This window comes from Rathayibacter sp. VKM Ac-2928 (assembly GCF_022815545.1).
GTDB lineage: Bacteria > Actinomycetota > Actinomycetes > Actinomycetales > Microbacteriaceae > Rathayibacter > Rathayibacter festucae.
In genome coordinates, this window is sequence record NZ_JALGRU010000002.1 from 743,885 (window position 1) to 764,994 (window position 21,110).

Consider the following 21,110-nt stretch of genomic DNA (forward strand, 5'->3'; position numbering starts at 1 on the left):
CGCGGCGGATCAGGAGTCGAAGCCGATCAGGAGTCGAAGCCCAGCCCGAGCGCGTCGAGGGTCCGCAGCAGCGGGTTCCGCCGGCCGCCGTCGTGGTCGGCGCGGTCGAGCGACCAGCGCGTGGCCTGGATGCCGGCGGTGGCGAACGGCTCGGGCGGGAACGGCAGCGGGCGCTTGCGGACCATCTCCAGCTCGGTCCGCTCGGTCGGCTCGCCGGCCAGGAGGTCGAGGAGCACGTCGGCCGCGAAGGCGGTCGTCCCGACGCCGAGGCCGGTGTAGCCCGCGGCGTAGGCGACGCGACCGGCGAGCGCGGTGCCGTAGAAGGCGGCGAAGCGGGTGCTGGTGTCGATCACCCCGGCCCAGCGGTGGCTGAAGCGGAGGCCCTCGAGCTGCGGGAAGGTGGTCAGGAAGTGCGCGGCGAGCGCGCGGTCGGTCTCCGGGCGGTCCTCGTAGGCCGAGCGGATCCGGCCGCCGGGGTGGTAGACGGCGTCGTAGCCGCCCCAGAGGATGCGGTCGTCGGCGGTGCGGCGGTAGTAGTGGAACTGGTTGGCGACGTCGCTGAGGCCCTCGCGGCCGGTCCAGCCGATCGAGGCCAGCTGGGCGGCGTCGAGCGGATCGGTCATCAGGACGTGGTCGTAGACCGGCACGGTCATCAGCCGGGTGCGCGCGAGCAGCGAGGGGAAGGCGCTGGTGCCGAGGATCGCCTGATCCGCCGCCACGGAGCCGCCCGCGGTGCGGACGAGCACGCCGGCGCCGGCGCGCTCGAGGCCGAGCACGCGGCTGTCCTCGTGGATCTCGACGCCGAGCTCCTCCGCGACCCGCGCGAGCTCGCGGACGAGCTTGCCGGGGTGCACCAGGGCGCACTGCTCCGCGGGCGCGGCCAGGCCTGCCAGGAAGGTCGGCGAGTCGACCAGGGCACGCACCTCGGCGGTGTCGAGGAAGCGGCCGCCCGCGACGCCGTCGCCGTCCGCGAGCGGGCCGACCTGGTACTCCTCCACCGCCACGGCGAGCGAGCCGGTGCGCTCGAAGTCGCAGTCCATGCCGTAGCGGGCGACGGTCGCCTCGATGTCGTCGAGGTTCCGCACGCCCAGCTCCTCGAGGCGGGCGGCCTCGGCGGGCCAGCGCGCGAGGCCGTTCTCGCGGCCGTGGGTGAGGCTCGACTCGACGAAGCCGCCGTTGCGACCGGAGGCGGCCCAGCCGAGCGAGCGGGCCTCGAGCAGCACTACGCGGCGGCTCGGATCGCGCTCCTTCGCGCGCAGGGCGCTCCACAGGCCGGTGTAGCCGCCGCCGACGACCACCAGGTCGGCGCGGACGGCGCCGGAGAGGGCCGGACGCGGGGCGTCGAGGTCCTCGAGCCAGAACACCCCGCGCCGCGTGCCGGCCAGGGCGGCGTCGACGACGGTGGGATCGGGGGCGGATCGTTCGAAAACCGTGCTCGTGAGGGCCATAGTGCCTCCATTACGTCAGTTCTCCCGCCGTTTCGCAACCGGATCCGTCGTTCCGGCGCAGGACTCCCGGGCAGGTCGTCCGCCGCGGTCGTACACTGCGAGGGAAATCGGAGGGGACATGCGAGGACGCCGACCGCGCGACGGGGGACGCGACGCGGTGGCGACCCCTCCGGCCGCGACTTCCCCGATCCCTGCGGCCGACGAGCAGCACGACGTCTCCCCCGGCATGCGCATCGCCGCCGCCTGGGGCTGGCGGGTGCTGGCCGTCGCGGCGCTGCTCTGGCTGGTCGTGAAGCTGGTCGCGCTGGTGCCGGTCGTCGTGGTGCCGGTGCTGATCGCGATCCTGGTCACCGCGCTGCTCACTCCGCTGCGGGACCGGCTCGAGCGCTGGCGGCTGCCGCGCCCGCTGGCCGTGCTCGTCTCGATCCTCGCGCTCCTGCTCGCGCTGGTCGGCCTGATCGGGCTCGTCGTCGTCCAGTCCCGCGCGGGCTTCGGCGGCGTCGGGCAGCGGGCGCTCGACGCGGTCGACGACGTGGAGGCCTGGCTGCAGGGCCCGCCGCTCGGCTTCTCCGACGTGCAGCTCGGCGACTGGGCGCAGAAGGCGATCGACTGGGCCGACACCCAGGCGTCGACGATCGCCTCCGGAGCCCTCGCCGTCGGCTCGCAGGTCGCGGAGGTGTTCGCGGGCGCGCTGCTCACCCTGTTCTCGCTGATCTTCCTGCTGCTCGACGGCCGGCGGATCTGGACCTGGTTCCTCCGGCTGATGCCGCGCGCCGCGCGCCTGCCGCTGGACACGGGGGCTGCGGCCGGCTGGCGGACGCTCAGCCAGTTCGTCCGGGCGCAGCTCGGAGTCGCGGCGATCAACGCGATCGGCATCGGGATCGGCGCGCTCGCTCTGCAGCTGCCGCTGGTCGTGCCGATCGCGATCGTGGTGTTCCTCGGCTCCTTCGTGCCGTTCCTCGGCGCGATCGTGACGGGGGCGCTCGCGGCGGTCGTCGCGCTGCTGTTCAGCGGACCGGTGGCGGCGCTGGTGATGATCGGCGTCGTCGTCGTCGTGCACCTGGTGGAGGGGCACGTGCTGCAGCCGCTGATCCTCGGCTCGGCGGTCAAGGTGCATCCGCTGGCCGTCGTGCTGGGCGTCGCGACCGGGCTCGAGGTGGCGGGACTGGCCGGCGCGCTGTTCGCGGTGCCGGTGATCGCGACGCTGAACTCGGCGATCACGGCGATGCGGCACGATCCGGAGCAGGTCGACTCCGTGCCCCGTGATCCGGGGCGCTCCGCGTGAGCCGGCACCCCTTCGACCCGGCGGGGATCCCCGGGTCGGCGGTCCTGCCCGCGCTCGCCTGCCCGGTCTGCGGGGCGCCGCTCGCGTCGGACGCGCTGCCGCGGCCGACCCTGCTGCGCTGCCCGCTCGGGCACAGCGCGGATCTGGCGCGCCAGGGCTACGTCTCGCTGCTGCGCGGCCGGCACGCGACCTCGGGCGACACCGCGGCGATGGTGCAGGCGCGCGACGTGCTCCTGAGCTCCGGGCACTACCGGCCGATCCAGGACGCGGTCGCCGCGGCGGTGCCGGCGGACGCGCGGCTGGTCGTGGACCTCGGCTGCGGGACCGGCGCGTACCTCGCGGCGGTCCTCGAGGCGCGGCCGGAGGCGAGCGGGCTGGGGTTGGACCTGTCGGCGGCGGCGGCGCGCCGGGCTGCGCGCGCGCATCCTCGGGCCGCGGTGGCGACGGCGGACCTGTGGCAGCCGTTGCCGCTCGCCGACGGCTGTGCGGACGCGCTGCTGACCGTCTTCGCGCCGCGGAACGCGCCCGAGATGCGGCGGGTGCTGCGGGCGGGCGGCGTCGCGATCGTGGTGACGCCGCGCGAGCGGCACCTCGGCGAGATCCGCCCGGTGTTCGGGATGCTCGGCATCGACGCGGGCAAGGCGGAGCGGCTCGACGAGCAGCTGCAGGGCTTCGAGCGGGCGGCGCGCGAGGAGCTGGACTACGCGGTCGCGATGACGCCCGGCGAGCTGCGGGCGGAGGTGCTGATGGGGCCGAGCGCGCACCACGTCGACGCGGCGGCGGTGGATGCGCTGCTGACGGGGCGCGACGGGACGACGGCGGTGACCGTCGCGGTGACGGTGTCGGTGTACCGCGCGGGCTAGGCGGAGCCGGAGACGCTCGCGTCGCGGGGGCGTTCCGACGGGCCCGATCTCGATACGCCCGCTGCGCGGGCTACTCGATCAGCATGCAGTGCGCCCACAGCGCGTCGACGCGGGTCGACTCCTGCTGATCGAGTAGCCCGCAGGGCGTATCGAGACCCGGCTCCTGCAGGCCGCGGGTCAGTAGCTCTCGCGGTGGCGCTCCTGGTCGACGACGGCGGCGCGGTCGGAGAGGGCTCGCAGGCCCGCGAGGGGCTGGGCCATCCGGTGGTTGCCGCGGAGGACGGGCTCGGTGCGGTCGAGGAAGGCCCAGTAGCCGGCGGTGACGGGGCAGGCGTTCTCGCCCAGGCGCACCTTCGGGTTGAAGCGGCAGCCGCCGCAGTAGTCGGACATCTTGTTGATGTAGGCGCCGCCGGAGGAGTACGGCTTGGTCGCGACGATCCCGCCGTCCGCGTGCTGCGACATGCCGATCACGTTCGCGGGCATCACCCACTCCGTGCCGTCGACGAAGACGTCGACGAACCAGTCGTTCAGCTCGGCCGGGTCCCAGCCGCGCTGCAGGCCCCAGTTGCCGAGCACCATCAGCCGCTGGATGTGGTGCGCCCAGCCGTGGCGGCGCACGTCGTCGAGGGTCTCGTGCAGGCAGTTCGCCTCGATGCCGGCCGGATCGAGGTCGAGCAGCTGCTGCGGCAGCGGGGCCTTCGCGCCGAGCGCGTTGCTGCGCTCGCGGTAGTCCGGGCCGAGGTGCCAGTAGAGGTGCCAGACGTAGTCGCGCCAGCCGAGGATCTGCCGGACGAAGCCCTCGACGCTCGCGAGCGGGGCGCCGCCCGAGGCGTGCTCGGCCGCGGCGGCGTCGATCACGGCGCGCGGATCGAGCAGGCCGAGGTTGAGCGGGGCGCTCAGCAGCGAGTGCGCCATCGTCCAGTCGCCGGAGAGCATCGCGTCCTCGTAGGTGCCGAAGTCGCCGAGCCGCGACGAGACGAAGTCGGCGAGCGCCGCCTCCGCCTCCGCGGGGGTCGCCGCGAACCGGCGCGGGCCGTCCTCGCCGACGAGCCGGATCGCGCCCTCGCGCTCCCAGCGGGCGAGATCGGCGCGCACCTCCTCGTCGATGTCGTCCTCCTCCGGCCACCACGGATCGGGCAGGCCGAGCCGCGACGCGCCCTTGGGCGGCGGGTTGCGGTTGTCGTGGTCGTAGTTCCAGCGGCCGCCCTCCGGCTGGTCGCCGCGCATCAGCACTCCGGTGCGCTCGCGGCTCCAGCGGTAGAAGTCCTCGAGGAGGAGGCGCTTGCCGGACTTCGCGAGCGCCCACTCGCGGAAGTCCTCCTCCTCCGTCACGAAGCCGCGGCTGGGCAGCACGCTCATGCCCAGCCGGCGGGCGAGGCGGCGGCCGCCCCGGGTCGGCGGGTCGATCACCTCGAGGTCGTCGCGGCCCGCGAGCCCCTCGGCGAAGGTCTCGGCGCGGACGTACTCGACGCGGTCGCCGAGCTCGCGGCCGCGGTGGCGCAGGGCCGAGAGCAGCAGCTGCGCCTTCGCGCGGTGCATCGGCCGCCGACCGAAGGCCGAGCGGGCCTCGACGAGCAGCATCGGGCCGCCGTCGTCGAAGAGGGGGCCGAGCTGGCCGATGACGCTCCAGCGGGTGCGTGCAGTCCGTGCAGTCATGCTCGGAGGCTAGGCGGCGGCGGACGGGTCGCGACAGGAGTTGCGCTCGGGGCGGGGAACGGCGAAGTGCCCGGGACGCCGACGTGCCGGTGACACGGAGCTGCCCGTGTCGCGGACGTGCGCCGGATGTCAAGGTGCGCGGATGTGCAGCCGCGACGGCTTGCACCGGCGGACCGCGTGCAGGATCGTCGACTCCATCCACCCGACGCGATGAGGCGAGGAGCCCCGCCATGGCACACGACGACGAGTTCGAGACCACCACGACCACCGAGAGCGGCGGCACGACCGAGGAGACGACCCGACGCGGCCGCCACCTCGCGGACGGCGACGCGGACGGCCACGGCACGGACGGCCACGGCGCCGACGGACACAGCACCGACACCTCGGCCGAGGGCGAGTACACCGAGACCGACGGCGTCTCGCACACCGACGGCGAGCAGGAGGGCAGCTACGTCGACACCTCCTCGCACGCGGAGTCGAGCACCGAGAAGGGCAGCTACGTCGACACCGAGGGCTCCGGTCCCGACTCCACCGGCGAGGGCGAGTACACCGACCGCGACGAGTAGTCCGCGGGTGCGGGCCGGCCGTCAGTGCTGGGCGGCCGCCCGCTCCGCCGCGATGAACGCGGCGATCGCGTCGGCGCCCGGATGGTCGTCGGCGCTGATCGTCACCACCGCGTCGCCCGCGAAGACGAGCAGCTGGCCGTAGGCGCCGTGCAGGCGCCAGCTCGCGCCGGGGCCGTCCCAGCCGGCGAGGGCGTAGCGCCGGTAGCCCGGGCCGGTGCCCGCGGCGACCCACTCGGAGTGCATCAGGTCGCTCCACTCGGGCGCGAGGATCCGCTCGCCCCGCCAGACGCCGCGATCGCGGAGGAGGCGGCCGATCCGGGCGGTCTCCTGCGTGCGGAGCGCCAGCCCGCTGCCGGCGACGATGCGGCCGTTCGGGCAGCGCTCCCACTCCGCGCCCTCGATCCCGAGCGGCCGCAGCAGGCGGCGGTCGACGTACTCGCCCACGTCACCGACCCGCGTCTCCAGGAGACGCATCGCGGTGTAGCTGCTGGCGTTGGAGTACTGGAAGACGGGCCCGGCGGACGGTCGGCGGAGGAACTCGACGGCGAGGTCCGGCCAGTCCGTCATCAGGGTCGGCGACCACGGCAGGTCGATGCCGCTCGTCATGCTGAGCAGCCGGCGCAGCGTGAGGTCGGCGACTCCCTCACCCAGGTCGGTCGAGACGTCCGCGGCCAGCGGTCCCAGCGGCTCGTCGAGGGAGATCAGGCCCTCGTCGACCGCGAGGCCCGCGGCCAGCACGCAGACGCCCTTGGCGACGGAGTGCACGTCCTCGCGGACGTCCGGCGTCCAGCGGTGCTCGGCCGTGTCGTCGCCGATCAGCACGTGCAGGCCGTGCGCACCGAAGCCGACGGCGTCGATGTGCTCGACGAGGCGGTCGCGGAAGATCTGCGCTGCGGTCACCGGGACAGTCTGCCCGGCGCGGGCGCTTCCTAAGATCGTGGGCATGGACGAGGACAGCGCACGGGGCACCTGGCGGCGCGAGCCGAGCACCGTCGTCGTCGCGGACACCGGTGCGCCGACGCGCATCGCCGAGCCGTTCGCGATCGCGGCCGGCAGCGTCCGGCTCGAGGCGCCGCACGAGTTCGCGCCGCACCGGCACGCGCTGCACGAGCTGGTCTGGGTCCGCGGCGGCACCATGACGGTCCGGCTCGAGCACCGGATCCTGACCGTGCCGGACGGCTTCGGCGTCTGGATCCCGGCCGGGACGGAGCACGCCGGGCGGACGACCGCGCGCACCGCGCTCTGCGACGCGCTGTTCGATCCGGAGCGCTCGCCCGTGCCGATCACGGCGCCGGTCCTCGTCGAGATCACCCCGGTGCTCGCCGCGCTGCTCACCCGGCTCGCGCGGACCGACCTCGAGGCGGCGGCGCGGCTGCGGGCGGAGGCGGTGGTCTTCGACGTCATCGCGCCGTCGGCGGAGCAGTACTCCGTCACCGTGCCGCAGGGCGAGCGGCTCGCGCCCCTGGTCGCGGCCCTCCTCGACGACCCGACCGACCGGCGGACGCTCGCCGACTGGGCGCAGCACCTCGGTGTCGGCGAGCGGACCCTCTCGCGGGTCCTCCGCGCGCAGACCGGACTGTCTTTCCTGCAGTGGCGCCAGGCGCTGCGGGCGCACCGGGCGCTCGCGCTGCTGGCGGAGGGGCGCAGCGTGCAGGACGTCTCCGAGCTGATGGGCCACACCCACCCGAGCACCTTCATCGCGGCGTTCAAGCGGGTGATGGGGACCACTCCCGGCGCCTTCGCGCAGGATCAGCGCACGGCCGCTTCCTGACCGGTTGCGGCTGCACCTGGCCGGAACGCTCTATCCGGTGTCGTCGGCAGTCGATTGCGGACGGTGGTGCGGCCGCCTAGCCTGAGGAAGGTAAGCCAACCCTTACTCAGCGGATCCCCTCCCGCTTCCCCCTCCGACGCAGGAATCCGCTCCTCCCATGCCTCCCTCCCCCGAGCCCGCGCGCCCGTCCTCGCGCCTCGCCGGCTCCGACCTCGTGCTCGGCTTCGGCCGGCGCACCGTCGTCGACGGCGTCTCGGTGCGGCTCGAGCCCGGCCGGGTGACGGCGCTCGTCGGGCCGAACGGCTCGGGCAAGTCGACGCTGCTGCGCGCGCTCGCGCGGCTGCACGCCCCGAGCGGCGGCGCCGTCACCCTCGACGGCGGCCGCCCCGCGACCGCGCTGAGCAGCCGCGACTTCGCCCGCGAGGTGACCCTCTTCGCGCAGAGCCGCACCGCTCCGCAGGGCCTCAGCGTCCGGGAGGTCGTCGCCTTCGGCCGCCACCCGCACCGCCGGGCCTTCGCCGGGCCGTCCGCCCGCGACCGCGAGGCGGTGGAGCAGGCGATGACCACCACCGGGGTGCTGTCGATGGCGGAGCGCGCGGCCGGCGAGCTCAGCGGCGGCGAGCTGCAGCGGGTCTGGCTCGCGGCCTGCCTCGCGCAGGACACCGGCGTGGTGCTGCTCGACGAGCCGACCAATCACCTCGACCTCCGCTACCAGGTGGAGACGCTCGACCTGATCCGCGATCTCGCCGAGGTGCACGGGGCCGCGATCGGCGTCGTGCTGCACGACCTCGACCACGCCGCGCGCGTCGCCGACCGCCTGCTGCTGCTGAGCGACGGGCGCGTCCTCGCCGAGGGCGACCCGCTCGCCGTGCTCACCGCCGAGCACATCGAGGCGGCCTACGGACTGCGGGTCGAGGTCGCCGTGGACGAGCGGACCGGACACCTGCGCATCGACCCCGTCAGCCGGCACAGCGTCTCGAAGCACAGCGTCCGCCTGCACGACCAGACCCCCGCCCGTTCCCGAGAGGACACCGAAGAATGACCCGAGCCCCCCTCCTCCCCGCCGCCCTGGCCGCGGCCGCCGTCGGAGTGCTCCTGCTCACCGGCTGCGGAACCACCGCCGTCGAGAGCGCCGACGCGGCCGGCACCGTCGACTCCGCCGAGTGCGCCGCCGACGACACCGCGACCGCCACCGGCGCCGTCTCGCTCACCGACAGCCTCGGCCGCACCGTCGAGCTCGACGCGCCCGCCGAGCGGATCGTCGTGCTGGAGTGGCAGCAGACCGAGGACCTGCTGACGCTCTGCGTCGCCCCGGTCGGCGCCGCCTCGACCGAGGACTACGCCACCTACGTCAGCGCCGAGACGCTGCCCGCGAGCACCGCGGACGTGGGCGAGCGCGGCGAGCCGGACCTCGACACCCTCTACGGCCTCGACCCCGACCTGATCGTGATGGAGGCGTACAGCGCCGACGACGAGCTGCTCGCCCAGCTCGAGGAGCGCGACGTGCCCGTGCTCGCCACCATCGGCGCGGACGCGAGCGGCCAGATCGACAACATGAAGGAGGTGTTCTCGCTCCTGGGCGAGGCCACCGGCCGGACCGAGCGCGCCGACGCGGTGCTCGCGGAGTTCGACCAGCACCTCGCCGACGCCAAGACCGAGGTCGCCGAGGCGGCGCTCGCGACGCCGGAGTTCGTGTTCTTCGACGGCTGGATCGAGAGCGGCAACGTCGTCATCCGCCCCTACGGGAAGGGCGCGCTGTTCACCGAGCTCGGCGAGGAGCTGGGCCTCGAGGGCGCCTGGACCGACGAGATCAACGACTCCTACGGCAGCGGCGGCGTCGACCCCTCCTACGGACTCGCGCAGACCGACGTCGAGGGACTGACCGCGGTCGGCGAGGCGAACCTCGTCTACTCCAACGACGGCACCCCCGACAGCTACGTCACCGAGCTCGCCAAGAGCCCGGTCTGGTCCGCGCTGCCCGCCGTGCAGCAGGGCCGCGCCTTCGAGTTCCCGCCCGGCGTCTGGGGCGCGGGCGGACCGAAGTCCGGCGAGCAGGCCATCGACGCCTTCGTGGACGTCATCGTCGGCGAGTGACGACGACGCCGACCGCCGCCGAGCGCCGCGCGACCGCCCCCTCCGGGCGGCGCGCGGCGCTCGGCGGCGTCGGCGTGCTCGCGGCCCTCGCCGTCGCGGTCGTGCTCATCGGGCTCTGGCACCTGACCCAGGGCACCTCGGGCATCGGCGCGGACGGGCTGCTGCGCGCCCTGCTCGGCGAGGACGTGGCGGTCGGCGGAGTCTCGGCGGGCGACGTCTTCGCCGGCTCGCGGCTGCCGCGCCTGTCCGCGGGCATCGCCGTGGGCCTCGCCCTCGGCGCGGCCGGCGCGCTGCTGCAGTCGATCTCGCGCAACGCGCTCGCCTCCCCCGACACGCTCGCGGTGACCGCGGGCGCCTACTTCGCCCTGACCGCGGTGGCCGCCTTCTCGCTGACCGTGCCGCTCTGGGCGTCCAGCGGGGTCGCCTTCCTCGGCGGTCTCGCCGCGGCGGCGCTGGTGCTGGTGCTCACCGGGCGGGCCGCGGGCACCTCCAGCACCCGGCTGATCCTGGCCGGCTCGGCCATCGCGATGGCGCTCGACTCCGGCACCGCGATGCTGCTGATCCTCTTCCGGGAGAACACCACCGGGCTCTTCGCCTGGGGCAGCGGCTCGCTCGGGCAGCTCAACATCGACGCGTCGGCGCGCGCCGCTCCGCTGATCGTCGTCGTCCTCGCGCTCGCCCTGCTGCTCTCGCGCCGCCTCGACGTGCTCGGCCTCGGCGAGGACGGCGCCGCCTCGCTGGGCGTCCCGGTCCGCTCGACGCGGGCGCTCGCCGTGCTCTGCGCGGTCCTGCTCACCAGCACCTCGGTGACGCTGGCCGGGCCGATCGCCTTCGTCGGCCTCGGCGCCCCCGTCCTCACCCGGCTCCTGGCCGCGCGGGTGCCGGCGCTGCGCCGCCACGTCTTCCTGGTGCCCGCGTCGGCGCTGATCGGCGCCGCGCTGATCGTGCTCGCCGACGCGCTGCTGCGCGCGATCCTCAGCCCGGAGGGAGCCACGGCCATCCCGACGGGCATCCCGACCGCGGTGCTCGGCGGGCTCGTCATCGTGGTCCTCGCCCTGCGGATGTGCGACGCCGGCGCGGCGCGGTCGGCGCGGACGGTCCGCTCGACGCTGCGGACGGCGCGGCGGTTCCGGGTCGTGCTCGGGGTGGTCGCCGTCCTGCTCGCCGTGACGATCGTGCTCGCCCTGCTCGCGGGGAGCCTGCAGCTGCGGCTCGGCGACGTCGTCCTCTGGCTGCAGAGCGCGGCACCGGACCTCGTCGCCCGCGCCCTCGACGAGCGGGCGCCGCGCATCGCCGCGGCCGTGCTCGCGGGCGGGGCGCTCGCTCTCGCCGGCACCGCCGTGCAGGGCACCGTGCGCAATCCGCTGGCCGAGCCGGGGCTGCTCGGGATCACGGCCGGCGCTGGGCTCGGTGCCGTGATCGTCGTCACCACCGGGCTGGGCGGCGGCGGCCGGCCGGTGCTGATCGCGATGGCGATCGCCGCGGGGCTCGCGACCTTCGGCGCGATCGCGCTGCTCTCCTGGCGCGGCGGGCTGCAGCCGGACCGCTTCGTGCTCGTCGGCATCGGTGCCGGCTACGCGCTGAGCGCCGTGACCGCCTTCCTGCTGCTGAGCTCCGACCCGTGGCGGACCCCGCGGATCCTCACCTGGCTCTCCGGCACGACCTACGGCCGCTCGCTGCCGGACGTGCTGCCGGTCGCGCTCGGGATCCTGGTGCTGCTGCCGGTGCTCCTCGGGCTGCGCCGCCGCCTCGACCTGCTGGCGATCGACGAGGACACCCCGCGGATCCTCGGCGTCCGGCCCGAGCGCACCCGCCTGGGCGTGCTCGCCCTCGCCGCCGTGCTCGCCTCGCTGGCCGTCGTCGCCGTCGGCACGGTCGGCTTCGTCGGTCTGGTCGCGCCGCACCTGGCCCGGACGCTGGTCGGCGCGCGGCACGGGCGCATCGTCCCGGTCGCGATGCTGCTCGGCGGCCTGCTCGTCCTCGTCGCGGACACCCTCGGCCGCACGCTCATCGCGCCCTCGCAGCTGCCCGCGGGGCTGATGATCGCGCTGGTCGGCGCGCCCTACTTCGTCTGGCTGCTCCGCCGCACCCGCGACTGAGCGAGGAGGCGGTAGGCCGCGCCCGCGGCGAGCACCGCGACGCCGCCCGCGATCGAGGCGGGCGGGAGGGTCGCCACGAGCAGGAGGCAGCCGGCGACGCCGACGACCGCCAGCGGGCGCGGGTAGCGGCGGTGCGGGGCCTCCTGGGTCAGCGCCGCGACGTTCGCGACCAGGTAGTAGAGCAGCACGCCGAACGAGGAGAAGCCGATCGCCGAGCGCAGGTCGGCGACGAGCACCAGCACGACGACGATCAGGCCGACGGCGATCTCGGCGCGGCGCGGGACGCTGCGGACCGGGTCGATCACGGCGAGCGCCCGCGGCAGGTCGCCGTTCCGCGCCATCGCGAGGCTCGTGCGCCCGATGCCCGCGATCAGCGCGAGCAGCGCACCGAGGCTCGCCGCCGCCGCGCCCACCCGGATCGGCACCGCGGTCCACGGCCAGGCGGCGGCCGCGTCGACGAGCGGCTGCGTCGAGGCGGCGAGCCGCTCCGGGCCGAGCGCCGCGAGCAGCCCGGCGCCGACGACCGTGTAGAGCAGGACCGCGAGCAGGAGCGCGCCGAGGATCGCGCGAGGGATCGTGCGGGCGGGGTCGCGCACCTCCTCCCCCATCGTCGCGAGGCGGGCGTAGCCGGCGAAGGCGAAGAACAGCAGGCCGGCGGACTGCAGCACGCCGTAGGCGTCGAAGGGCCGGTCGGTGCCGGAGACGACCGCCGGTCCGGACGCGGCGGCCGCGGCCATCGCGACGACGAGCACCACGAGCACGATCGAGAGCAGGATCCGCGTCGCGAGCGCCGTGCGGGTCACCCCGAGCACGTTCACCGCGACGAGCGCGACGACCGCGGCGACCGCGACCGGTCGCTCCCAGCCCGCGGGCGCGGCGTAGGCGGCGACGGTCAGCGCCATCGCGGCGCAGCTCGCGGTCTTGCCGACGACGAAGCTCCAGCCGGCCAGGAAGCCGGGCCACTCGCCCAGCCGCTCCCGGCCGGAGAGGTAGGCGCCGCCCGAGCGGGGGTACTGCGCGGCGAGCTGCGCCGTGGAGGAGGCGTTCGCCCAGGCGACGATCGCGGCCAGCGCGAGGCCGACCAGCAGCCACGGCCCGGCCGCCGCGGCAGCGGGGGCGAAGGCCGAGAAGAGCCCGGCGCCGATCATCGAGCCGAGCCCGATCACGACGGCGTCGCGGAGGCCGAGGCGGCGGGCGAGGGAGGCGTCGGCTGTCACCGGACCGTCTTAGCGCACGCGGGGAACGCGCGGGTTAACCTGGGCGTCCGCGCCGAGACCGGGAGGCTCCCATCCGCATCCTCATCGTCGACGACGAGATCAACCTGCTGGGCGCGCTCGAGGCGGGGCTGCAGGGCGAGGGCTTCGCGGTCGACACCGCGACGAACGGCACCGACGCGCTCTGGCTCGCGCGGGAGGCGGAGTACGCGGCGATCGTGCTCGACCTGATGCTCCCCGACATCAGCGGCTTCCGCGTCTGCGAGCGGCTGCGCGCGGCCGAGGACTGGACGCCGATCCTGATGCTCACCGCGAAGGACGGCGACCTCGACCAGGTCGAGGCGCTCGACACCGGCGCGGACGACTACCTCACCAAGCCGTTCTCCTTCCCCGTGCTGGTCGCGCGGCTGCGGGCGCTGATCCGCCGCGGCGCCGCTGAGAGGCCCACCGTGCTGACCGTCGGCGATCTCGTGCTCGATCCGGCCGCGCGCCGGGTGGAGCGGGGCGGGGTCGCGATCCCGCTCACGGCCCGCGAGTTCAGCGTGCTGGAGTACCTCGTCTCGCGGGCGGGCGACATCGTCTCCAAGCGCGATGTGCTCGGCGCGGTCTGGGACTTCGACTTCGACGGCGATCCCAACATCGTCGAGGTCTACATCCGGACGCTCCGCAACAAGATCGATCGGCCGTTCGGCCGCGAGACCATCCGCACCCAGCGCGGCGCGGGCTACTCGGTGCTGCCGTGAGGGGCGGGACGACGCGGCGGCGCTCCCTGCGCTCCCGGATCACGCTCGCGGCGACCGCCGTGGTCGCCCTCGCGGCGGTGCTCGGCGCGGCCGGCTTCCTGCTGGTGCTCTCCTCGGTGCTCGCGGGCAGTGCCGCGACGGCCGCCGAGACCGAGGCGGAGCGGGTCGCGACCCTGGTCGGGCGCGGCGGCGCGGACGCGGTGCGGGCCTCGGAGGGCGTGGTCCAGCTGATCGTCGACGGGCGCGTGGCCGCCGCGGGCGAGGACGCCGACGACCTGCCGGCGCTCGCGACCGAGGAGCGCGACGAGCCGTTCACGACCACGCCGGCGGACGAGGATCCGCTGGTCGTCGCGACGCAGGAGCTCGACGACGGCTCGCTCGTCGTCGTCGGCGTGCCCGACGAGGGCCGTGCGGAGGCGCTCGCGACGACCGCGGGTCTGCTCGCGGTCGCCGTCCCGCTGCTGGTCGCCTTCGTCGCCATCGTCTGCTGGATCGTCGTCGGCCGCGCCCTGCGGCCGGTGGACCGGATGCGCGCGGAGGCGGACGCCGTCACCGCCGCGGCACTGGACCGCCGCGTCGCGGAGCCCGGCTCCGGCGACGAGATCGACCGGCTCGCGCAGACCCTGAATCGGATGCTCGGCCGGCTCGAGGACGGCCAGGAGCGGCAGCGCCGGTTCGTCTCGGACGCCTCGCACGAGCTGCGCTCGCCGGTCGCGGCCCTGCGGCAGAGCGCGGAGGTCGCGCTCGCGCACCCCGACCGGCTCGACGCGGCTCGGCTGGCGAGGACGGTGGCCGAGGAGTCGGTGCGGATGGGTGGCCTGATCGAGGGCCTGCTGCTGCTGGCGCGCGCCGACGAGGCGCGGCTGGCCGTGCTCGCGGCGCCGGTCGACCTCGACGACCTGGCGCTGCGCGAGGTCCGGCGGCTGCGCGACTCCGGGATCGCCGTGGACGCCTCGGGCGTCTCGCCGGTGCAGGCGGTGGCGGACGAGGCGCTGCTCGGGCGGGCGCTGCGGAACCTCGACGACAACGCGGTGCGGCACCGCGCCGCGCGGCTGGCGATCGCGACCCGCGCGGAAGGCGACTCCGCGGTGCTCGTCGTCGACGACGACGGGCCGGGGATCCCGGCGGCCGACCGCGAGCGGGTGCTGGAGCGCTTCGTGCGGCTGGACGAGGGGCGCGCCCGCGACGCCGGCGGCTCGGGGCTCGGGCTCGCGATCGTCGCCGAGATCGCGGCGGCGCACGGCGGGAGCGTCGCGATCGAGGAGTCGCCGTGGGGCGGCGCGCGAGTGACGCTGCGGGTGCCGCTGCGCTGACCGGTGGCGGGTCCGCTCCGCTTCAGGCTGGCTTCAGCGGCGCCGCGGGACAGTGTCTGCGGCGTCGAGGAACGGCGCCGGAGACGGAGCGGATCATGAAGAAGAAGACCGGGATCATCGTCGGAGTCGCGGGCGCGATCGTGCTCGCCGGAGCCGGCACGGGCATCGCCTTCGCCGCGACCGACGGCTTCGAGCGCTCGGACGCGCTGACAGGCGCCGACCTCGACCGCGCCAGCGAGGTCGCGATCGCCGAGATCGGCGGCGGGACCGTCACCTCGGCCGAGCGCGACGACGACGGCACGCCGGGCTACGAGCTCGAGCTGCGCGGCGACGACGGCCTCGAGTACGACGTGCGGCTCGACGACTCCTTCGGCGTGCTGGTCGTCGACCCGGACGACGACGCGGTGCGCGGCACCGGCGGCAGCACGGACGACGGCACGGACGACGGCACGACCGGCTCCACCGAGGACAGCACCACCGGCGTCACCGGCGCGGTCGACCCCGACGACCTCGTCGGCGAGGAGCTGACCCGCGCGAGCGAGGCCGCGATCGCCGCGGTCGGCGGCGGCACGGTCACCGAGGCCGAGCGCAGCGACGACGCCGACCACGCCTTCGACGTCGAGGTCACCCGCGCCGACGGCACGGACGTGGACGTCGACCTCGACGCGTCCTACGCGGTCGTCCGCACGGAGGAGTAGGTCGCGGGAGCGGAGGGGCTCAGCCCTTCCCCGGGCCGTTCCCGTTGCCGGGGTTCTGGCCGCTCTCCGGGCTGCGGCCGTTGCCGTTCCCGCCGCCGTTCCCGCCGGAGTTCCCCGGTCCCTCGACCGGCTCCTCGACCGGAGCCTGCGTCGCCGGCGCCTGCACGGCGGGCGCACCGGCGGCCGGCGTCGTGGCGGCAGGCGCCGGCGACTCCTCCTCGGGCGGCTCGGTCGGCTCGACGGGTTCGGCCGGCTCGGTCTCCTCGGGCGTCGGCGACGGCTCCTCCTCGGGACTCTCGACCGGGGCCGGCGTCTCCTCCTCCGGGGTCTCCTCGGCGGGCGGCTCCTCCTCGACGGGAGTGGTCTCCTCCGGCTCGGGCTCGGTCGACTCCTCGGGCGCCGGCACGGCGGCGATCAGCGCGGCGAGGTCGGCGCGCACGAGGTCGGCCTGCGCCTTGATCGACGTGGCCCGGTCCTCCCGGACGTTCCCGCCGGCGACCGCCGCGTCGAGCGTCGCCTGGAGCGCGTCGAGCGCGGTGAGCGCTCCGGCCCAGTCGTCGGCCGACGCCTTCTCGGCGACCGCCACGACCGCGTCGTCGAGGGCCTGCGCGGTGCCGTCATCGATCGACGGATCCGCGGCGGAGCAGCCCGACAGCACGAGCACGGCGGCGAGCACCGCACCCCCGGCCCGCAGTCGAAGGCCCCGCCGGCTCACGCCCCGTCGGCCCGGCCCCCTCACGAGCGGATGCTCTCGCGCAGCTGACGGAGGTGCTCGCCGAGCTCCCCGTCGACGGCGGGCAGCGGCGACTGCGGACCGTCGAACAGCACGATCACGAGGCCGACCGCCACGGCGACCAGCGCGAGCACCACGACGATCAGCCACGGGCTCGGCCCGGTGCGGCGTCGGGCGACGGCGGCGGGCGGCGTGACCCCTGCGCTCGGCGCGACCCGCGTGGTCGTCGCGGTCGCGGGAGCGGCGCCGGGCAGCAGCTCGGTCGCCCCCACGGGCAGCACCGACGTCGCGTCCAGCAGCTCGGTCGCGGCCGCGGTCGGAGCGAAGCGCTCGGTCGCGGGCATCCGCTCGGTCGGCGGCGGTCCGGCGGGCTCCCGGACCGGCACGTCGGGGACGACGATCGCCGTCGGCGGTCCGTCGCGGCGCGGATCGATCAGCGCGCGCGCCGACTCCGCGACCTCGATCGCCGTGGGCCGCTCGGCCGGCTCGCGCCGCGTCATCGCGTTCAGCAGCGCCGACCAGCCGCCGCCGAGCGAGTCCGACACCTCCGGGTCGCGCAGCAGGCGCGCGAGGGTGACCTCGATCGCCGATCCGGTGAAGGGGCGGCGCCCGGTCAGCGATTCGAGCAGCACCAGGCCGAGGGAGTAGACGTCACTCGCCGAGGTCAGCACGTCGCCGTGCGCCTGCTCGGGGCTGAGGTAGGCGGCGGTGCCGATCAGCGTGCCCGGCGAGGTGATGCGGGTCGCGTCGATCAGGTAGGCGATGCCGAAGTCGGCGAGCTTGGGCCGGAACTCGCGGCTCGTCAGCGGGCTCGGCACGAGCAGCACGTTGGAGGGCTTCACGTCGCGGTGCACCACTCCGGCCGCGTGCACGGTGTGCAGGGCCTCGCCGAGGTCGGCGGCCATCGACGCGACGTCGTTCGGCAGGACGGGCCCGCTGGCCAGCCGCTCCGCGAGACTCGGTCCCTCGGCGAGCTCCATCACCATGTAGGCCTGGCCGCCGGTGTCGTCGCCGCCGTCGTCGGCGTCGTAGAGCGTCACCAGCGCGGGGTGGTTGAGGGCCGCGAGCAGCCGGATCTCGGACGACTTGCGCTGGAGGTCCTGCGCGTCGTCGATGCCCGGCGCGAACATCTTCAGCGCCACCGAGCGGCCGAGGATCCCGTCGCGCGCCCGGTACACGGTGGCCATCCCGCCCCGGCCGATCAGCTCCTCGATCGTGTACCGACCGCCGATCGTCGTGCCGACGACGCGGTTCTCGCCCGTTCGGTGGGATGACACGGTTCCTCCTCGGGCGGATGCTGCGGCAACGCCGCGCCCCCCGGTGCGACCGTCTCCCCAGGGTAGTACGTCCGTCTTCCGAGCCGCAGGGCTCGACGGGGGGCTCGCGAGCTGTCAAGCGGGTGCTCGCCCGAGGGGCCGCGCGTAGCGTGGCTGGTCCCGACGAAAGGCAGAGGCACATGGACGAGCACGAGCAGGGATCGACGATCGGCGCGACGGACGGCGCGGCTCCGGCGACGCGGACCAGCAGCGAGCAGGTCGAGAAGGACCGCGCCGAATCCCCCGGCAGCGAGCGCGAGACCGAGGTCCGCCAGAATCAGGACCCCACCACCAGCCGGACGGAGGTCTCCGGCTCGGCCGAGGTCGTCTCCGTCCCCGGCACCGGCGGCGCCGACGACGTCGGCACCGTCGAGGTCGACCCCGACGAGGTCAGCCTGAACGGCAAGCCGTTCCCGGGCCACGCCGGAACCAAGTAACCGCTCCCGCGTCGTAACGAGCGGCTAAGCCGCTTCACATCTCGGTGGTGAGGAGAAGGACGCGCGGCGTCCACTCATGCTGGTCGAGTAGCCCCGCAGGGGCGTATCGAGACCCGCCGTCCCCGACAGGGCGGTCTGCAGACTCGTCTTCCGACGTGAGTGGATCTCGATACGCCCGCTCCGCGGGCTACTCGATCAGCATGGCTTCCCCCACGTATTCGGCGATCGTTCCCAGGTCGCTGATCGTGCATCGTCTCGGAGGAGCTGAGCAGCGGTCGACCGGGCACACCATGATGGTCGAGGCGACCTCGACCCGCGCGTGCGGCCGAAGGCGCGTGCTGTTCGTGCAGGTCGATTCAGGCTCACGCTTCGTCGAGTACGACGCCGAAGCGAGCGGCGACGTCCGACAGCGGCTCGCTCTCCATGCCCCCGCGCTGGCCCATGACTGTGGCGATCTCCTCGTCGTCCAAGCGCGAGAGGAGCCGACGGTGTCGTCGGCCCGGCTGATACCGACCTCCGCCCTGCAGAAGGACCAGCGAGGACAGGCGCGCGAAACACATCCGGCGAGGGTATTCGCGACGGTCACCGACAGACCGGGCGGAGTGCTGCCTGGCGCGCGATGTGGCGACCGACCCCGCTCTCCGGCAAGGCGTGCCTCAGAGGACCGGGTCGAGTAGCCCCGGGTCGTGGCGGTCGACCGTCCGCGCGTTGTTCACGCGGCGGTCGACCGGGTAGGCCGTGATCGTCGACGCGACCGCGACCGACGCGCGGTCGAGGGTCGCGAGCATCTCCTCGCTGGAGGCGAGCGGCTCCGGGCTCAGCCAGGCGTCGCGGACGTCGGGCGTGAGGAAGACGGGCATCCGGTCGTGCACCTCGCCGGACGCGTCCCGGGCCTCGCGGGTGATGATCGTGAAGGAGACCCGCCACTCGTCGCCCTCCTTGCGCGCCGCGTAGAGACCCGCCGCGGCGAGGATCGGCTCCTCCCCGTGCAGGAACCACGGCTGCTTGCCGTCGGCGCGCGCCTCCCACTCGTAGTAGCCGCGCATCGGCACGATGGCGCGCTGCTTGGCGAAGGCCCCGCGGAACAGCCCGTTCGAGGCGACCGTCTCGAGCCGCGCGTTGATCGGCGACGGCCCCTTCCCCTTCGCCCACGACGGCCGGAACCCCCAGGAGGCCAGCTCGATCTCGCGCTCCAGCGACTCCTCGTGCCGGTGCTCGCGCACGATCGGCGCCGCGTCGGTCGGGGCGACGCTGAAGTCGGGCGCCCAGTCGGCCGCCCGGCCGCCCGCCGCGACGAACTCCGCGATCAGAGCGTCGGTCTCGGAATCTATCGCGAAGCGTCCGCACATGCGGGCGACACTACGCCGGACCGCCGACAGCGGCGAGGACGGGATCGCGCCGGCCGCGGCGGATCGTCGCGACCGCGAGCCCCGCGACCATCACCGCGCCGCCGATCAGCACGCCGACCGACGGCACCTCGCCGAGCAGCACCCACGCCGACAGCACGCCGACAACCGGCACCAGCAGCGTGAACGGCACCACCGACGCGGCGGGGTAGCGGGCGAGCAGCGAGTTCCAGATGCCGTAGCCGATCAGCGACGCGAACACCGCCGTGTACAGGGTGCTGAGGACCGCCGCGAGCGAGAGCCCCTGGATCGCCTCGGCGATCGCGGGCCCGCCGTCGACGAGCAGCGAGAGCAGCAGCGCCGGGATCGGCACGACCAGCGCCGACCAGACCACCAGCGAGAGCCCCGAGGCGCCCTTCGCGCGCCGGGTCAGCACGTTGCCGATCGCCCAGGAGAGCGCGCCGCCGAGGCAGACCACGAACGGCAGCCACGGCGCGACGGCCCCGTGCGAGAGGGCGACGACCACGAGCCCGGCGACGCCGACGACCAGGCCGATGCTCTGCCGCCGCGTCGGCCGCTCCTTCAGCAGCACGGCCGCGATCAGCACCGTCAGCACGATCTGCGCCTGCACCACCAGCGACGCGAGCCCCGCGGGCATCCCCAGCGCCAGCGCCAGGTAGAGCAGCGCGAACTGCCCGAGGCTCATGAACGCGCCGATCGTCGCGACCGTCCGCAGCGGCGCCTGCGGCCGCGGCACGAGGAACACGGCCGGCACCGCGACCACCGTGAACCGCATCGCCAGGAACAGCAGCGGCGGCACGTCCGCGAGCCCCACGTCGATCACGACGAAGTTCAGCCCCCAGAGCAGCACGACGAGGAGGGCGAGGAGGCTGTGCCGGCGGGTCACCGCCGACCGCCGACGACGCGGCTCTTCGCCGACCAGAAGCGCATCAGCGCACCGGCCGCGATCGAGCCGGCCGCGCCGGCCGCCAGGTCGCCCAGCGTGTCCTCGTAGCCGACGAAGATCGACGGGTCGACGAAGCGGTGCCCGGCCCACTCGCCCCACTCCCAGACCACGCCCATCGACAGGCCGAAGCAGGCGCAGAGCACGATCGCCGGGGCGAGCGGCCCGCGGTCGCCGGCCACCGTCGGCACCACGCCGGCGCGCGCGGCGACGATGTAGGCGACGGCCGCGACCAGCCCGTTCAGCACGAAGTGCACGACGAGGTCCCACGACGCCCAGGCCTGGTAGAGCCCGAGCACGCTGCTCCAGGACGCGACCAGCAGGGCCAGTCCGAAGGTGGCGTCCAGCGCCGGGCGGATCCCGAGGAACCGCGGCAGCACCAGCCCGATCGCGGCGAGGGCGAGCACGGCGACGTCGACGAGATCCCAGCCGATCATCGCGGCGACGATGCTCACGGCGCCGAGGGCGCGGACCGCGTCGGCGAACCACTCGCCCCGGGTGCGCGGAGGCTCCATGAAGGTCGAGATCAGGACGGGCTCGTTCTCGGGGCGGGCTCTCACGGCG

General features: G+C 75.0%; 20 protein-coding genes. 11 read left to right on the forward strand and 9 right to left on the reverse strand.

The features are described 5' to 3' along the window. Nucleotides 1–26 precede the first annotated feature (26 nt). Nucleotides 27–1,448, reverse strand: a complete 1,422-nt coding sequence (locus MT350_RS10925; protein WP_243615906.1) for an FAD-binding oxidoreductase — start codon at nucleotides 1,446–1,448, stop codon at nucleotides 27–29. A gap of 157 nt (nucleotides 1,449–1,605) precedes the next feature. Here MT350_RS10925 and MT350_RS10930 point away from each other — a divergent pair, with 157 nt between their 5' ends. Both MT350_RS10930 and MT350_RS10935 read left to right on the forward strand, forming a co-directional pair. Further along, the gene (locus tag MT350_RS10930; RefSeq protein WP_243615907.1) at nucleotides 1,606–2,733 is read left to right on the forward strand and encodes an AI-2E family transporter; all 1,128 of its coding nucleotides are present in this window, start codon (nucleotides 1,606–1,608) and stop codon (nucleotides 2,731–2,733) included. Beyond that, complete coding sequence (locus tag MT350_RS10935) at nucleotides 2,730–3,596, forward strand: methyltransferase domain-containing protein (RefSeq protein ID WP_243615908.1); 867 nt, start codon at nucleotides 2,730–2,732, stop codon at nucleotides 3,594–3,596. The genes MT350_RS10930 and MT350_RS10935 overlap by 4 nt, the downstream gene beginning before the upstream one ends. Before the next feature lie 177 nt (nucleotides 3,597–3,773). Here MT350_RS10935 and MT350_RS10940 read toward each other — a convergent pair whose 3' ends face one another. Then, entirely contained in the window at nucleotides 3,774–5,252 is a 1,479-nt protein-coding gene (locus MT350_RS10940; RefSeq protein ID WP_123444832.1) for a cryptochrome/photolyase family protein, read from the reverse strand. Between the two features lie 230 nt (nucleotides 5,253–5,482). Between MT350_RS10940 and MT350_RS10945 the strand changes: the two genes are divergently transcribed. Further along, on the forward strand, nucleotides 5,483–5,818 hold the full coding sequence (locus tag MT350_RS10945; RefSeq protein WP_243600411.1) for a hypothetical protein: 336 nt from the start codon (nucleotides 5,483–5,485) through the stop codon (nucleotides 5,816–5,818). A 21-nt stretch (nucleotides 5,819–5,839) separates the two neighbouring features. Here the strand turns inward: MT350_RS10945 and MT350_RS10950 are convergent, their stop codons facing one another. Continuing rightward, nucleotides 5,840–6,718, reverse strand: a complete 879-nt coding sequence (locus tag MT350_RS10950) for a serine hydrolase (RefSeq protein WP_243600410.1) — start codon at nucleotides 6,716–6,718, stop codon at nucleotides 5,840–5,842. Nucleotides 6,719–6,761: 43 nt separating this feature from the next. Here MT350_RS10950 and MT350_RS10955 point away from each other — a divergent pair, with 43 nt between their 5' ends. The 4 genes from MT350_RS10955 to MT350_RS10970 all read left to right on the forward strand — a co-directional run bounded on the left by MT350_RS10955 (nucleotide 6,762) and on the right by MT350_RS10970 (nucleotide 11,782). Then, complete coding sequence (locus MT350_RS10955) at nucleotides 6,762–7,589, forward strand: helix-turn-helix domain-containing protein (RefSeq protein WP_243600409.1); 828 nt, start codon at nucleotides 6,762–6,764, stop codon at nucleotides 7,587–7,589. Nucleotides 7,590–7,746: 157 nt separating this feature from the next. After that, nucleotides 7,747–8,631: an ABC transporter ATP-binding protein gene (locus MT350_RS10960; RefSeq protein WP_243600408.1), complete on the forward strand. Its 885-nt coding sequence runs from the start codon at nucleotides 7,747–7,749 to the stop codon at nucleotides 8,629–8,631. Beyond that, nucleotides 8,628–9,683, forward strand: coding sequence for an ABC transporter substrate-binding protein (locus tag MT350_RS10965; protein ID WP_243615909.1), 1,056 nt, complete (start codon nucleotides 8,628–8,630; stop codon nucleotides 9,681–9,683). Before MT350_RS10960 ends, MT350_RS10965 begins: the two co-directional genes overlap by 4 nt. Beyond that, nucleotides 9,680–11,782 (forward strand): iron ABC transporter permease, encoded by a 2,103-nt coding sequence (locus MT350_RS10970; protein ID WP_243600407.1) that lies wholly within the window; start codon nucleotides 9,680–9,682, stop codon nucleotides 11,780–11,782. The genes MT350_RS10965 and MT350_RS10970 overlap by 4 nt, the downstream gene beginning before the upstream one ends. Here the strand turns inward: MT350_RS10970 and MT350_RS10975 are convergent. After that, nucleotides 11,746–12,999 (reverse strand): APC family permease, encoded by a 1,254-nt coding sequence (locus MT350_RS10975; protein ID WP_243600406.1) that lies wholly within the window; start codon nucleotides 12,997–12,999, stop codon nucleotides 11,746–11,748. The genes MT350_RS10970 and MT350_RS10975 overlap by 37 nt on opposite strands. 71 nt (nucleotides 13,000–13,070) lie before the next feature. Here MT350_RS10975 and MT350_RS10980 point away from each other — a divergent pair, with 71 nt between their 5' ends. The 3 genes from MT350_RS10980 (at nucleotide 13,071) to MT350_RS10990 (ending at nucleotide 15,750) form a co-directional block, all read left to right on the forward strand. After that, entirely contained in the window at nucleotides 13,071–13,739 is a 669-nt protein-coding gene (locus tag MT350_RS10980; protein ID WP_243600600.1) for a response regulator transcription factor, read from the forward strand. Then, the gene (locus tag MT350_RS10985; RefSeq protein WP_243600405.1) at nucleotides 13,736–15,052 is read left to right on the forward strand and encodes a cell wall metabolism sensor histidine kinase WalK; all 1,317 of its coding nucleotides are present in this window, start codon (nucleotides 13,736–13,738) and stop codon (nucleotides 15,050–15,052) included. Before MT350_RS10980 ends, MT350_RS10985 begins: the two co-directional genes overlap by 4 nt. Nucleotides 15,053–15,147: 95 nt before the next feature. Then, the gene (locus MT350_RS10990) at nucleotides 15,148–15,750 is read left to right on the forward strand and encodes a PepSY domain-containing protein (RefSeq protein ID WP_243600404.1); all 603 of its coding nucleotides are present in this window, start codon (nucleotides 15,148–15,150) and stop codon (nucleotides 15,748–15,750) included. A 19-nt stretch (nucleotides 15,751–15,769) separates the two neighbouring features. On the opposite strand, the gene MT350_RS10995 is transcribed toward MT350_RS10990, so the two are convergent. Both MT350_RS10995 and MT350_RS11000 read right to left on the reverse strand, forming a co-directional pair. Beyond that, on the reverse strand, nucleotides 15,770–16,426 hold the full coding sequence (locus MT350_RS10995) for a hypothetical protein (RefSeq protein ID WP_243615910.1): 657 nt from the start codon (nucleotides 16,424–16,426) through the stop codon (nucleotides 15,770–15,772). A 59-nt stretch (nucleotides 16,427–16,485) separates the two neighbouring features. After that, complete coding sequence (locus MT350_RS11000) at nucleotides 16,486–17,760, reverse strand: serine/threonine-protein kinase (protein ID WP_132434908.1); 1,275 nt, start codon at nucleotides 17,758–17,760, stop codon at nucleotides 16,486–16,488. A gap of 179 nt (nucleotides 17,761–17,939) precedes the next feature. Here MT350_RS11000 and MT350_RS11005 point away from each other — a divergent pair, with 179 nt between their 5' ends. After that, nucleotides 17,940–18,236: a hypothetical protein gene (locus MT350_RS11005; RefSeq protein WP_243600402.1), complete on the forward strand. Its 297-nt coding sequence runs from the start codon at nucleotides 17,940–17,942 to the stop codon at nucleotides 18,234–18,236. Nucleotides 18,237–18,892: 656 nt separating this feature from the next. On the opposite strand, the gene MT350_RS11010 is transcribed toward MT350_RS11005, so the two are convergent. The 3 genes from MT350_RS11010 to MT350_RS11020 are packed head-to-tail and all read right to left on the reverse strand — an operon-like array spanning nucleotide 18,893 to nucleotide 21,106. After that, nucleotides 18,893–19,585 (reverse strand): SOS response-associated peptidase, encoded by a 693-nt coding sequence (locus MT350_RS11010; RefSeq protein ID WP_243600401.1) that lies wholly within the window; start codon nucleotides 19,583–19,585, stop codon nucleotides 18,893–18,895. A gap of 10 nt (nucleotides 19,586–19,595) precedes the next feature. Then, nucleotides 19,596–20,489, reverse strand: a complete 894-nt coding sequence (locus MT350_RS11015) for an EamA family transporter (RefSeq protein WP_243600400.1) — start codon at nucleotides 20,487–20,489, stop codon at nucleotides 19,596–19,598. After that, complete coding sequence (locus MT350_RS11020) at nucleotides 20,486–21,106, reverse strand: hypothetical protein (RefSeq protein WP_243615911.1); 621 nt, start codon at nucleotides 21,104–21,106, stop codon at nucleotides 20,486–20,488. Before MT350_RS11020 ends, MT350_RS11015 begins: the two co-directional genes overlap by 4 nt. Nucleotides 21,107–21,110: the final 4 nt, after the last annotated feature.